Source organism: Pseudomonas sp. 13B_2.1_Bac1, assembly GCF_025466155.1.
GTDB lineage: Bacteria > Pseudomonadota > Gammaproteobacteria > Pseudomonadales > Pseudomonadaceae > Aquipseudomonas > Aquipseudomonas aylmerensis.
The window spans coordinates 20140-32985 of the sequence record NZ_JANLOH010000085.1; the positions used below are offsets into that span (position 1 = coordinate 20140).

Sequence of the window (12846 nt, forward strand, 5' to 3'; positions counted from 1 at the left end):
AAAAGGCAGCAGTATAGCGGCAAGCTACAAGCTGCAAGTAAAAGCGGCATGGCTTTTTCTTGTAGCTTGCTGCTTGAAACTTGAAGCTGCGTCATTCAGTCGTCTTTCTTCATCAGCCCCGCCAACGCCGCAAACGGGTTGTGCGTGGCCTTGGCAATCGTCGGGCTGCTGGTGGAGCCTTCGCCGAAGTACTGCTGGTCGGTGTAGCGCGAGTGTTCGTTGTCGTGGCAGTACAGGCACAGCAACTCCCAGTTGGAACCGTCCTGGGGGTTGTCATCATGATTGTGATTTCGGTGGTGTACGGTGAGCTCGCTCAAGCGTTTGCCGGAGAACTCACGGGCGCAGCGGCCGCACACGTGGGGGTACATCTTCAAGGCTTTGTCGCGGTAGCCCATTTCCCGGTCACGCTGGGCATCGGCCAGGATGCGGTCCAGCTTGGCGGTGTGGGAGGGCGGGTTGGTCGAGCTCATCATGGCTCCTGGCTATTTGGTGGGTCACGGATAGGGTTGATTCTAGCCGCTCGCGCTGTAAAAGACCGCTGGCTTTTTCAGCAACCGTACAGCCTGGCCGCGACGAACGTTTGTAGTATCGGTTCACTCACTTTCATAAGGATCTGAAGCCTATGCGTTTACCTACATGGACAGTTGCACTGCTGCTTTGCGTGCTGGCGGCTCAAGCCCAGGCGTTTTCCACCCCCAAGCCCGGCCAGGTGATCGAGGTCAGCCTCGAACAGTTGCACCCGACCCAGGCGGTGGTGGGGTTCGACCAGATTTACTACAGCCTGGGGCTGTTTGCCGACAAACCGAAGAAGGTCTTCGATGAGTACTGCGAAACCAACGGCCAGGGCGAGGCCGACAACGTGCCGAAAAAGGCCGACCTGCAGCGGCCCGACAGCTTCACCTGCAAGGACCCGGTGGGCACCCATCCTGAAGACATGAAAACCGTGGTGGTCGGCCCCGCGGGCCAGCTGTACCTGACCGACGGCCACCACAGTTTCACCACCTTGTGGGAAGCCCCCGGCGGCGGTCCCCGGTTGAACATGTGGGTCAAGGTCACCGACGACTTCAGCGACAGCCCCGACCTCGCCACGTTCTGGCAGCGCATGCAGGCGGCGCGCAAGGTCTGGCTCAAGGACAACCAGGGCCAGACCCTGCCGCCGGCGCAATTGCCGGCCCACCTGGGCTTCAAGAACCTGCAGGACGACATGTTCCGCAGCCTGGTGTACTTCACGCGCAAGGCCGCCTATGGCAAGCCGGAGGAGGGGGCGGTGGCGCCGGAATTTCTGGAGTTCTACTGGGGCAACTGGCTGCGCACGCAGATCGATCTGAGCCAGTACAACCTGGACAAGAAAAGCGGCTACAAGGACGCCATTGAAGCCGTCGCCCAGCGCATGGTCAGCCTCGCGCCGGGCTCACAGGTTGGCGACAGCGGTTTTACCGCCCATCAGCTGGGCGGCATGACCACGCTGGACCGCGCTGAGCTGGAGAAGACCTTCGAGAAAAAAGTGCCGTATGTGATTGATTACCGCAAATCCCGCAACTGACGCGGGACTGGAAATGCGGGCGCTGGCTGGGGGGCTCAGCCCTTGAGCTTCTCGGCGATCCAGATGGTGTGCCGGGTGCCCTTGTTACCGTGGGCGAACACCTGCACTTCTTCGGCCTTGAAACCCGCCTTGCGCAGTTTGTCGCTGAACAGTTTGTCGGCGCTGGCGGACCAGACCGCCAGCACGCCCTTGGGGCGCAGGGCCTTGGCACAGGCTGCCAGGCCACCGGCGGAATAGAGCCAACTGTTGGCTTTTTGCGTCAGGCCTTCGGGGCCGTTGTCGACGTCGAGCATGATCGCGTCAAAACCCTGGGGCTCGGCCTGCAGTACGTTGGCCACGTCCTCCAGGCGGATCACGGTGCGCGGGTCGAGCAATGGCCGACCGGATTTCTCCCCCAGCGGGCCACGGTTCCATTCCACAACGCCGGGCACCAGTTCCGCCACCACCACCTCGGCAGTCTTGCCCAAATGCTTGAGCGCCGAAGCCAGGGTAAAGCCCATGCCCAGCCCGCCGATCAACACCCGCGAACCCGGACGGCCAGCGACTTTGCGGCAGGGAATTTCCGCCAGGGCGTCTTCCGAACCGTGCATGCGCGTGTTCATCAACTGGCCGCCGTCCCCGCCCTGGATCTTGATGACAAAATCCTCACCGTATTCGAACAGGCACAAGGCTCCGCCATTGTCGGGGATCGGGGTGGTGTCCAGCAGAACGAAACGTTTCATGGAAATCTCATTGGGAAGGGCATTCTTGCGCGGTTGGGAGTAGCCTTGTGACATTCCGGTCAGGCCATGGAGCCATCGATGAAGTGCAGCATTCTAACGGTCATTGTGTTGAGCGCGCTCGCATTGGGTGCGGCGCAGGCTCAGGAGTTGCAAACCGTACCGGTCGCCCCGACGCCAACCCCAGGCGCGCCGGGCACGCCAACGCCGACGCTCTACCCGCAAGTCACCCCGCCCGCCGTGCCCAAGACCAACGGCTCGCCGCCCCTGGTGCCCATCGTGCTGCCGACGCCGCCGAAGGACCAGACGGTGCCCGGCCTGCTGCAAAACGACAGCAAGCCGAAGACGCCCGGCGGCTAGAACTGTTGCGAGAGTAATTGCCCGTCGGCCATGCGCAGGCGCTTGGACAGGGCAATGGCAATGGCGCGGATGATCTTGGCGGCCACCCGGGGCGCTTCGTTGAGCATCTTCTCCAGGGAATCCTTGCCCAGGTTCAACAGCACGCAGTCACTGGCGGCCACGCAGCTGGCCGAACGCCGCTCGCCGTCCAGCACCGCCATTTCACCGAAAGCGCGCCCACTGCGCAGGGTGGCGATCGTCAGGCGCTGGCCGGTGTGGCTGGATTTCTGCACGGCCACCTGGCCGCTGTGGAGGATGCACATGAACGTGCCGGCATCGCCCTCGAGGAAAATCACCTCATCGCGGGCAATGCTGCTGATATTGAAGTAGCCGGCGGCCACGTGGAAATCTTCCGGCGACAGCGGGTCGAACAGGCCGCAGTCCATGAGCATGTCGCGGATTTCGTTATTCAGGAGCGTCGGTGGAGGCATGGCTGCAGTATTGATCCATCAATCAGGTAGGCGGTCCTGTGTTCAGACAGGACCGCCGCGCTAAGTTCCTTAAACCAGCCCCAGCGCCTTGAACACAAATGCATATTCGAGCGCTACGTCACGTAATCCCTGGTAACGGCCGCTCATCCCACCGTGGCCGGCGCCCAGCTCGGTCTTGAGCAGCAGGAGGTTGTCGGAGGTGGCGGTGTCGCGCAACTTGGCCACCCACTTGGCCGCTTCCCAGTACTGCACGCGGCTGTCGTTGTAGCCGGCAATCACCAGCATGGCCGGGTAGGCCTGGGCGCTGACGTTTTCGTACGGCGCGTAGGCCTTGATGCGCGCATACACCTCGGGCTCTTCGGGATTGCCCCATTCATCGTACTCGGTGATGGTCAGCGGCAGTTCCGGGTCGAGCATGGTGTTGAGCACATCGACGAACGGCACCTCGGCAATCGCCGCCTGGAACAGCTCCGGACGCTGGTTGAGCACCGCACCGATCAACAGCCCGCCAGCGCTGCCGCCACTGATCGCCAGTTGGCTGGACGTGGTCAGGCCCTGGGCGATCAGGTGTTCGGCACACGCGATAAAGTCGCTGAAGGTGTTCTGCTTGTGAGTCTGCTTGCCGTTGCGGTACCAGGCTTCACCCAGTTCGCCGCCGCCGCGCACATGCGCAATGGCGAAGGCCACGCCACGGTCGAGCAGGCTCAGGCGCGCATGCGAGAACCATGGGTCGAGGCTGTGGCCATAGGCACCGTAGCCATACAGGTACAGCGGCGTCGGCTTGCCGAGCTGGTCGCGCTTGACCACCAGGCTGATCGGCACCTGGGTGCCATCGGCGGAGGTGGCCCACAGGCGCTGGCTGACGTAGTCATCGGCATTGAACACGCCAAGTACCGGGGTTTCCTTGAGCACCTGTTGTGCGCCGCTGGCCAGTTCCAGCTGACGGACCTGGGCCGGGCGGTTCAGGGCTTCGTAGCGCAGGCGAATCTTGTCGCTGGGGAATTCCAGGCTGTTCTGTACGTAGAGGCTGTAGGCAGCGTCAGGCAATTCCACGCGATAGGCCGGTACGCCTTGCGGGTGCACTTCGATCACGGGCAGGCCGCCAATGCGCAGGCTCAGGGTCATGGCGCTGGCGTTCAGGCTGACGCCGTCGAGCATCACCTCGTCGCTGTGGGGGATCAGGTTCTGCCACTGGTCCTCGGTTGGCACATCGCCGGTATCGGCAGCGACGAACAGCGCGTAGTTGATGCCATCGCGGTTGCTGCGGATAAACCAGGTCCACTCGCCGTCGAGCTTGCCGTGGTCGACGTCATATTCATGGTCCTCGACCCGTGGCGCCAGGCAAGTGAAGTCCAGGTGCGGCTGGTTGGCGTCCAGCGCCCAGATTTCGCTGGTGGTCTTGCTGCCCAGGGCCAGCAACAGTTGGCGCTCGGAGCTGGAGCGGTAGCAATGCAGGAAGAAACGCCCGTCGGGCTCGTGGAACACTTCCTGTGCTGCGGTGCCGTCCAGGCGATAGCGATACAACTTGTGCGGGCGGTGCGTGTCGTCGAGTTCGCCGAAAAACAGGGTCAGGCTGTCGTTGGCCCAGGTCATGCTGCCGTCGCAGTTCTCGAACGCCAGTTCGCTGACCTTGTCGGTGGCCAATTCCTTCACGAACAGGGTGTAGATCTCCTCGCCACTGGTATCCAGGCTGTAGGCCAGGCGTTGGTGGTCGGGGCTGATGCTGAATGCACCGAGGGAGAAGAATCCGCCATTGGCCAGCACGTTCGGGTCCAGCAGCAGTTCTTCGCTGCTGTCGTCGACCTGGTTGCTGTCGTCGGCCGGACGGCGGCAGCGGTAGTGGCGGGCGTATTCGTCACCGGCGGTGGTGCGCGTGTAATACAGGTACGGGCCCCACGGCGAGGGCAGCGACAGGTCGGTTTCGAGGATGCGGCCCTTGATCTCTTCGAACAGCGTTTCGCGCAAGGCCTGCTGGTCGGCGAGCTGGGCTTCCTGCCAGGCGTTTTCGGCCTTGAGGTAATCGAGGACTTCGGCGCTGTCACGCTCCTGCAGCCAGGCGTACGGGTCCTGGCCTGGGGCCTTGCGGGCAATCGGGGCGGCAGTGATGTGGGTCGATGACGGCATGGATCACTCTCTGTCTGGCGGAAGGTGGCAGGCATTGCAGCCGCGACACGCAAAAGCCGTTATCATAGCCGCCTGTTTGCCTACCTTGCCATGGACACCATGACCGAGAACGACTATCTGACCGCTTGGGGCCTCTACGCCTTTGCCGCTTTGGGCTGCCTGTTGGTGTGGTGGCGCATGACCCGCTGGATCTGGCGCTGGCTGCGCGAGCCGCTGCAATTGCTGATGGCGGTGCTGCTGTTCAGCCCGACCATCGTCGATCCGGTCAAGACCCAGTTCGCGCCGGCCGTGGCCATTACCGCGCTGGACCTGGTGCTCAAGGTCGGCAACAACGCCTGGCGGGCGATCTCCGACCTGTTCATGTACACGATGATCGCGTTTGCCGTGTACCTCGTGTTCGTGTTGATCCGTTGGCCCATCGAGCGTGCCGCCAATGCCCGCCGGGAGCGCAAGGCCGCCGTCGATGCCGCCCTGGCCGCCGAGCCGGACGATGACGACGAGCCTTTGCGCCGTCCTGCCCCCGTGAGCGGTATGCGCGTCGAGCCGCGCCTTTAACGTTGTCCGCCCTGCAGCGAGAGCCCTGGCATGTGTGAATTATTGGGCATGAGTGCCAACGTCCCCACCGATATCGTGTTCAGCTTTACCGGGCTGATGCAGCGCGGTGGGCGCACCGGCCCGCACCGCGACGGTTGGGGCATCGCCTTTTACGAAGGCCGTGGCCTGCGCCTGTTCCAGGACCCGGCCGCCAGCAGCGAGTCGGAAGTCGCCCTGCTGGTGCAGCGGTATCCCATCAAGAGCGAGGTGGTGATCGGGCATATCCGCCAGGCCAACGTCGGCAAGGTGAGCCTGGCCAACACCCATCCGTTCGTGCGTGAACTGTGGGGGCGCAACTGGTGTTTCGCCCACAACGGCCAACTGGCGGACTTCACCCCACGCGCCACCTTCTACCGCCCGGTCGGCGATACCGACAGCGAAGCGGCGTTCTGCGACCTGCTCAACCGCGTGCGCGAGGCGTTCCCCGAGCCGGTGGACATCGAACGAATGCTGCCGGACCTGATCGCCGCCTGCGCCGAATACCGCAGCAAAGGCGTGTTCAATTGCCTGCTCAGCGATGGCGACTGGCTGTTTTGCTTTTGCTCGACGAAATTGGCGCAGATTACCCGGCGTGCGCCGTTTGGCCCCGCGCGCCTGAAAGATGTCGACGTGATCGTCGATTTTCAGGCCGAAACCACACCCAACGATGTGGTGACGGTGATCGCCACCGAGCCTTTGACCGACAACGAAAACTGGACCCGCTACGAACCGGGCCAATGGAGCCTGTGGCGACGCGGTGAATGCGTCAGCCAGGGCATTACCGAGTAAGGATATCGACCATGTTGCTCAGTTACCTGCGGTTGGTGCTGTTTGCCATTGGCCTGTTGGTCGGCGTGCAAGTGCCGGGGTTCATCAACGATTACGCCAAGCGCGTCGAAGCCCACTTGATCGAGGCCCAGACCGGCCTGCGCGGGTTCGAGTCCACCGCGCAGCAGTTCTTCAACGGCGACCTGCAGGCGCTGGTCGCCCATTACCGCGCCAGCGATGACCCGGTGTTCCAGAGCGATGCCAACAGCCTGGGGGCCATGCTCGATCGGCAGGTGGCGCTGGACAAGCAATTCCAGGCGATGCAAGGCCCCTGGTACATCCGCGCGCTGCAAGTGGCCGTGGCTGCCGACCCGGATATCCGCCTGGAAACCTGGAATGGCTACAGCTACCAGATCCTGTTGACCCCCGAAGCTATGGGCTGGGGCCTCGGCGGGGCGATGCTGCTGTCGTTCGGCCTCGAATGCCTGTTCCGCCTGATCGACTGGGTAGTGCTGGGCGGCAAGCGCCTGCGCCAGAGCCGGCCGATCGAAGAGCGAGATCTGAAAGGCCTCTAACGGCCACCTTGATTCACTGTAGGCGCCCGGCTTGCGGCGATGCGGCTCACGCGACGCTGAGGTGCTATCGCCGGCAAGCCGGCTCCTGCAGGTTTGGGCGGGTCAGGCCAGCACCATGCGCTCCGCGCCCACTTCCTCGGCATACTGCGCCACCACCTTCTGGCACAGCCCGACAATCTCCTCGACCAATTCCACCCCCACACGCCACGACACCACCACCTGCAGATTCGGCAGTTGCTGCGCCATCGGCAGCATTACCAGTTCGCCGCGCGCGAGTTCCTCAGTGACCAGCACTGGCGGCAGTGCGCCAATGCCGAAGCCATCACGCAGCAACCGCGTGATCGCCGACACGGAATTCACACAGTTCATCCTCGGCGCGGCCACGCCATTGGCCTGCATCAGGCTGAGCACATCCTGGTGCGGGTGGGAGTTTTTCGAATAGGTGATGATGCGCTCCTGGGCCAGTTCGGCGAGGGACGCGTAGTCGCGGTTGTAGATCGATTGGCTGGCGACGATCCACGCCATGGGGTGGCTGGCCAGTTCCAGGCTGCGCACGGTTTCCAGGCGCAGCAGGTCGGTTTGCAGGATCAAATCCAGGAAGCCTTTTTGCAGCTGATCGCTGAGGTTCAGCGCCGTATCGGCGACCAACTCGATTTCTACCAGTGGGAAATGGTCCATCAACTCGGCGACCAGCGGGCTCAGCCACGTGTGGATCACCGTGTCCATCGCGCCGATGCGGATGCGCCCGACCTTGCTGCTGGTGGTCTCCAGGGACTGCTTCAGGCCTTGCATGGTCACCATCATCTGCTCGGCATAATCGAGCACCTTCAGGCCTTCCGGGGTCAGGCTCACGCCCCGTGAGTCACGCAGAAACAACTTCACGCCCAGCTCGCTTTCCAGCACCGCAATGCGGCTGGAGATCGAGGCCTGGGTGGTGAACAACTTCTCGGCGGTCAGCCGAAAGCTCTTGAGCTTGGCCACCCAGACGAAGGTTTCGAGGAACTTCAAATTCATGGGATCAACTTTTCTTATGCTTGGATCGGTTTTTATTAGTTGGACGCCGCACCGGGCCAGCGCCAAAAATCGAGTTATTCCACGATAAGCGTCGTTGGGGTGCCAGGACAAGTTGCGAGTTCTGTGTAAAAAATCCCACACTACAAAAAAACAAAGCCTACAGGAGCGACCACCGTGAGCCGCCTGCTACTGAATTGCGACATCGGCGAAAGCTTTGGCAACTGGACGATGGGTCTGGACGCCGAGGTCATGCCGTTCATCGATTGCGCCAACGTGGCCTGTGGCTTCCATGCCGGCGACCCGAGCATCATGCGCAAGACTGTCAGCCTGGCGCTCAAGCACGGTGTGCAAGTCGGCGCGCACCCGGCGTATCAGGACCTGCAAGGATTCGGTCGTCGCTCCATGGCCTACACGCCCGAAGAAATCCAGGACCTGCTGCATTACCAGATCGGCGCCCTCGACGGCATCTGCCGCGCCCAGGGCGGGCGGGTCAGCTACGTCAAGCCACACGGCGCGATGTACAACGACATGATGGCCAACCCGGTGCAACTGCGCGCGGTGATCCAGGCCGTGGCCGCCTATGGCGACCTGCCGCTGATGCTGCTGGCCACCCGCGACAACAGCGCGGCCCAGGCCCTGGGCGACGAATACGGGGTCATCCTGTGGTTCGAGGCCTTCGCCGACCGTGCCTACGACCCCAAGGGGCATCTGGTTTCGCGCCAATTGCCGGGTGCCGTGCACCATGATTCCGACACCATCGTCCAGCAGGCCCTGACCCTTTCCCGTGGCGAGGCCCTGACGGCCAGCGATGGCAGCCCACTGGTATTGCGGGCCAACACCCTGTGCGTGCATGGCGACAACGCCAGCTCGGTCGCCGCCGTGCAGCGCATTCGCGAGGCATTGAAGCCAGCATGAAGCCACGCATTGAAGTGGTGGCCATCGACGCGCTGATGGTGCGTCTGTTTGACGTGATTGCCGAAGCCAACATGCCGTGGATGCTCGCCGCCACCCAGCGCTTGCGCAGCGGTTTCGGGTCCGCGCTGGTCGACCTGGTGCCGTCCTACACCACGTTGATGGTGCATTACGACCTCACCGCGTTGAGCCCGTCCCAGGCCCGCGCGTTGATCGACGAAGCCCTGACTGACCTGCAACCCCAGGCCCAGGGCGGCGGCCAGTGCCATGTGCTGCCGGTGTGGTACGACCCGAGCGTCGGCCCTGAACTGACGTTGCTCGCCCAGCGCAGTGGCCTGGCGGTCGATGAAGTGATCCGTCGTCACAGTGCCCACCAATACCAGGTATTCGCCCTTGGCTTCGCCCCCGGTTTTGCCTTTATGGGGCTGGTCGACGAAATCCTCGCCACGCCACGCCTGAGTACCCCGCGCAAACGCGTGGCGGCCGGCAGCGTCGGCATCGCCGAGCGGCAAACGGCCGCCTACCCGGTGGTGTCTCCCGGCGGCTGGAACCTGATCGGCCGCACCCCGGCCAAGCTGTTCGACCGCGAACGCGACGGCTACAGCCTGATGCAACCCGGTGATACGGTGCGTTTTGAAGCCGTCGATCACGCGGAATTTATCCACCTGGGTGGCGATGACACGCCGTTGGAGGCGCAGGCATGAGCCGCTTGTTGATCGAGGCCAGCACGCCGCTGTGTCTGTTGCAGGACGCCGGCCGCTTTGGCGTGCGCCACCTGGGCGTGACCCAGGGCGGCGCGCTGGACTGGGTGTCGATGTCCTGGGCCAATTGGCTGCTGGGCAATGCGCTGGATGCGCCGGTGGTGGAAATCACCCTCGGCGGTTTTACCGTGCAGGCCGAGGAGTATTGCCTGCTGGCCTTGGCCGGTGCGGACCTGGGTGCGTACATCGACGAACGCGCCATCAGCCCCGGCCGCAGTTTCATCCTGCAAAAGGGCCAGCGCCTGCGCTTTACCCAGCCTTTCAGCGGGGCCAGGGCCTACCTGGCGGCGCCGGGCGGCTTTGATGCGCCGCAGGTGCTGGGCAGTTGTGCCACGGTGGTGCGTGAGGAGTTGGGCGGGCTGGATGGCTTCGGCAGGGCGTTGGTCGAAGGCGCGCGGTTGAGCTATTCCGGGACCGGCGGTGCGATGAAAGTGCTGAGCGATTCAGTCCTGCCCGCCAAGGGGCCACTGGACGTGATCGTCGGTGCACAGATCGGCCAGTTCAGCGGCCAGAGCCTGTTCGATGCCTTCAATACCGAATGGGCGCTGGACAGCCGCGCCGACCGCATGGGCATGCGCCTGTTGGGCACGCCGTTGCAGTACCAGGGGCCGTCATTGATTTCCGAAGGGATTCCGTTGGGGGCCATCCAGGTGCCACCGGATGGGCAGCCGATTGTGTTGCTCAATGACCGGCAGACCATTGGCGGGTATCCACGCCTGGGCGCGTTGACGCCGTTGGCGCTGGCGCGACTGGCGCAGTGCCTGCCGGGGGAAAAGCTCAGGTTGGCGCCGTTGGTGCAGGAGACGGCGCATCGGCAACACGTCGACTTCCTGCAGCGTTTTCGCTGAACCCTGTGGGAGCCCGGCTTGCCGGCGATGGCGGCCGCTTGCTCAGCGCAAGACTCAAGGGCCTCATCGCCGGCAAGCCGGGCTCCTACGAGAGGTTTATTTGGACAGGAAGCGCATGCCTTCTTCCAGCCCGCGCAGCGTCAGCGGGTACATCTGGTCTTCGACCAACTCGCGCACAATCCCCGTCGAGGCGGTATAGCCCCAGGTGTCTTTCGGGTACGGGTTTATCCAGATCAGCTTCTTGTACTTGGCCATGAAGCGCTGCATCCACACATACCCTGGCTCTTCATTCCAATGCTCGACGCTGCCGCCGGCCTGGGTGATCTCATACGGGGCCATCGACGCGTCGCCGATAAAGATCACTTTGTAGTCGGCGCCGTACTTGTGCAGCAGGTCTTGGGTGGAAGTGCGCTCCGAGGTGCGGCGCTGGTTGTTCTTCCAGACCGACTCGTACACGAAGTTGTGGAAGTAGAAGTACTCCAGGTGCTTGAACTCGGTCTTGCATGCCGAGAACAGTTCCTCGCAGATTTTCACATGGGCATCCATCGAGCCGCCGATGTCGAACAGCAACAACAGCTTGATGGTGTTGCGCCGCTCCGGGCGCATCTGGATGTTCAGCAGCCCGGCGTCGCGGGCGGTGTGGTCGATGGTGCCGTCGATATCCAGCTCTTCGGCCGCACCCTGGCGCGCGAATTTGCGCAGGCGGCGCAGGGCGATCTTGATGTTGCGCGTGCCCAGTTCCACCTGGTCGTCGAGGTTCTTGTACTCGCGCTGGTCCCAGACCTTGACGGCCTTGCCCTGGCGTTTGCCGGCGTCGCCGACGCGAATGCCTTCCGGGTTGTAGCCGCCGGAGCCGAACGGGCTGGTACCGCCGGTGCCGATCCACTTATTGCCGCCGGCGTGGCGTTCCTTCTGTTCTTCCAGGCGTTGCTTGAACGCCTCGATCAGCTTGTCGAGGCCGCCGAGAGATTGGATCTGTGCGCGTTCCTCGTCGCTCAGCGAGCGTTCGAATTCCTTGCGCAGCCAGTCTTCGGGGATCAGCGCCTGCAGATGGTCGTCGAGCTTTTCGAGGCCGTTGAAGTAGGCGCCGAAGGCTCGGTCGAACTTGTCGAAATGCCGTTCATCCTTGACCAGGATCGCGCGGGCCAAGTAGTAGAACTCGTCCATGTCGGCGAAGGTCACGCGCTGTTTCAGCGCGTTGATCAGGTCGAGCAGCTCGCGCACCGAGACCGGCACCTTGGCTGCGCGCATTTCATTGAACAGGTTGAGCAACATTATCGATTACCGCGACGGCTCATGAATGCCAGACGTTCAAGCAGTTGCACGTCTTGCTCGTTCTTCACCAAGGCACCGGCCAGCGGCGGGATCGCCTTGGTGGGGTCGCGCTCGCGCAGCACCGCTTCGCCGATATTGTCGGCCATCAGCAGCTTGAGCCAGTCCACCAGTTCGGAGGTGGAAGGTTTCTTCTTCAGGCCCGGCACTTTGCGCACATCGAAGAACACGTCCAGCGCTTCGCTGACGAGGTCCTTCTTGATGTCGGGGTAGTGCACATCGACGATCTTTTGCAGGGTGGTGCGGTCGGGGAAGGCGATGTAGTGGAAGAAGCAGCGGCGCAGGAACGCGTCCGGCAGCTCTTTTTCATTGTTGGAGGTAATGATGATGATCGGGCGTTTCTTCGCCTTGATGGTCTCGTCGATTTCGTAGACGTAGAACTCCATCTTGTCGAGTTCCTGCAACAGGTCGTTGGGGAACTCGATGTCGGCCTTGTCGATTTCATCGATCAGCAGGATCACGCGCTCTTCGGACTCGAACGCCTCCCACAGCTTGCCCTTCTTCAGGTAGTTGCGCACGTCGTGCACCTTGTCCACGCCCAGTTGCGAGTCGCGCAGGCGGCTGACCGCGTCGTACTCGTACAGGCCCTGGTGGGCCTTGGTGGTGGACTTGATGTGCCAGGTGATCAGCTTGGCACCGAAGGATTCGGCCAGTTGCTCGGCAAGCATGGTCTTGCCGGTGCCGGGCTCACCCTTGACCAGCAGCGGACGCTCCAGGGTAATGGCAGCGTTGACGGCCAGTTTCAGGTCATCGGTGGCAACGTAGGCCTGGGTGCCTTCGAACTTCATCGGTCATTCCTCGAATTCATCAATGCCCGGACTATACCGCGCGGCCCCGGCGACTGTGA

Annotated in this window: 15 protein-coding genes; 8 read left to right on the forward strand and 7 right to left on the reverse strand. The window is 62.9% G+C overall.

Annotated elements, in window-relative coordinates:
- Positions 1–95: 95 nt before the first annotated feature.
- Positions 96–470 (reverse strand): YajD family HNH nuclease, encoded by a 375-nt coding sequence (locus NTD80_RS19500; protein ID WP_025858458.1) that lies wholly within the window; start codon positions 468–470, stop codon positions 96–98.
- Positions 471–622: 152 nt separating this feature from the next.
- Between NTD80_RS19500 and NTD80_RS19505 the strand changes: the two genes are divergently transcribed.
- Positions 623–1543: a ParB/Srx family N-terminal domain-containing protein gene (locus NTD80_RS19505; protein WP_262134616.1), complete on the forward strand. Its 921-nt coding sequence runs from the start codon at positions 623–625 to the stop codon at positions 1541–1543.
- Between the two features lie 35 nt (positions 1544–1578).
- Here the strand turns inward: NTD80_RS19505 and NTD80_RS19510 are convergent, their stop codons facing one another.
- A complete protein-coding gene (locus NTD80_RS19510) occupies positions 1579–2265 on the reverse strand; it encodes a spermidine synthase (RefSeq protein WP_065902069.1) in 687 nt (228 codons plus the stop codon).
- A 78-nt stretch (positions 2266–2343) separates the two neighbouring features.
- On the opposite strand from NTD80_RS19510, the gene NTD80_RS19515 reads away from it, so the two are divergent.
- Complete coding sequence (locus tag NTD80_RS19515) at positions 2344–2622, forward strand: hypothetical protein (protein WP_065902067.1); 279 nt, start codon at positions 2344–2346, stop codon at positions 2620–2622.
- Here NTD80_RS19515 and NTD80_RS19520 read toward each other — a convergent pair.
- Positions 2619–3092: a cyclic nucleotide-binding domain-containing protein gene (locus NTD80_RS19520; RefSeq protein ID WP_262134617.1), complete on the reverse strand. Its 474-nt coding sequence runs from the start codon at positions 3090–3092 to the stop codon at positions 2619–2621. The two genes, NTD80_RS19515 and NTD80_RS19520, sit on opposite strands and share 4 nt — an antisense overlap.
- 69 nt (positions 3093–3161) lie before the next feature.
- Positions 3162–5216 carry a S9 family peptidase gene (locus NTD80_RS19525; RefSeq protein WP_262134618.1) on the reverse strand — a complete coding sequence of 685 codons (2055 nt, stop codon included), beginning with the start codon at positions 5214–5216 and terminating at the stop codon, positions 3162–3164.
- A gap of 24 nt (positions 5217–5240) precedes the next feature.
- Here NTD80_RS19525 and NTD80_RS19530 point away from each other — a divergent pair, with 24 nt between their 5' ends.
- Genes NTD80_RS19530 through NTD80_RS19540 form a run of 3 tightly spaced genes read left to right on the forward strand, consistent with a single transcriptional unit; the run spans position 5241 to position 7132 of the window.
- On the forward strand, positions 5241–5771 hold the full coding sequence (locus NTD80_RS19530; RefSeq protein ID WP_065902064.1) for an MFS transporter: 531 nt from the start codon (positions 5241–5243) through the stop codon (positions 5769–5771).
- 30 nt (positions 5772–5801) lie between these two features.
- Complete coding sequence (locus NTD80_RS19535) at positions 5802–6578, forward strand: class II glutamine amidotransferase (RefSeq protein WP_106804832.1); 777 nt, start codon at positions 5802–5804, stop codon at positions 6576–6578.
- A gap of 11 nt (positions 6579–6589) precedes the next feature.
- The gene (locus NTD80_RS19540) at positions 6590–7132 is read left to right on the forward strand and encodes a DUF2937 family protein (RefSeq protein WP_106804831.1); all 543 of its coding nucleotides are present in this window, start codon (positions 6590–6592) and stop codon (positions 7130–7132) included.
- Positions 7133–7234: 102 nt separating this feature from the next.
- Here the strand turns inward: NTD80_RS19540 and NTD80_RS19545 are convergent, their stop codons facing one another.
- Entirely contained in the window at positions 7235–8146 is a 912-nt protein-coding gene (locus NTD80_RS19545; RefSeq protein ID WP_120447887.1) for a LysR family transcriptional regulator, read from the reverse strand.
- Positions 8147–8320: 174 nt separating this feature from the next.
- Here NTD80_RS19545 and NTD80_RS19550 point away from each other — a divergent pair, with 174 nt between their 5' ends.
- From NTD80_RS19550 to NTD80_RS19560, 3 genes are read left to right on the forward strand one after another with little or no spacing between them, the layout of a single operon-like run.
- On the forward strand, positions 8321–9061 hold the full coding sequence (locus NTD80_RS19550) for a 5-oxoprolinase subunit PxpA (RefSeq protein ID WP_262134619.1): 741 nt from the start codon (positions 8321–8323) through the stop codon (positions 9059–9061).
- Positions 9058–9762 carry a 5-oxoprolinase subunit PxpB gene (gene pxpB, locus NTD80_RS19555; RefSeq protein ID WP_065902054.1) on the forward strand — a complete coding sequence of 235 codons (705 nt, stop codon included), beginning with the start codon at positions 9058–9060 and terminating at the stop codon, positions 9760–9762. The genes NTD80_RS19550 and pxpB overlap by 4 nt, the downstream gene beginning before the upstream one ends.
- Positions 9759–10667, forward strand: coding sequence for a biotin-dependent carboxyltransferase family protein (locus tag NTD80_RS19560; RefSeq protein WP_262134620.1), 909 nt, complete (start codon positions 9759–9761; stop codon positions 10665–10667). The genes pxpB and NTD80_RS19560 overlap by 4 nt, the downstream gene beginning before the upstream one ends.
- A gap of 96 nt (positions 10668–10763) precedes the next feature.
- Here the strand turns inward: NTD80_RS19560 and NTD80_RS19565 are convergent, their stop codons facing one another.
- Both NTD80_RS19565 and NTD80_RS19570 read right to left on the reverse strand, forming a co-directional pair.
- Positions 10764–11942, reverse strand: a complete 1179-nt coding sequence (locus NTD80_RS19565) for a vWA domain-containing protein (RefSeq protein ID WP_106804825.1) — start codon at positions 11940–11942, stop codon at positions 10764–10766.
- Positions 11942–12787: an AAA family ATPase gene (locus NTD80_RS19570; protein ID WP_003210690.1), complete on the reverse strand. Its 846-nt coding sequence runs from the start codon at positions 12785–12787 to the stop codon at positions 11942–11944. The genes NTD80_RS19565 and NTD80_RS19570 overlap by 1 nt, the downstream gene beginning before the upstream one ends.
- Between the last annotated feature and the right edge of the window lie 59 nt (positions 12788–12846).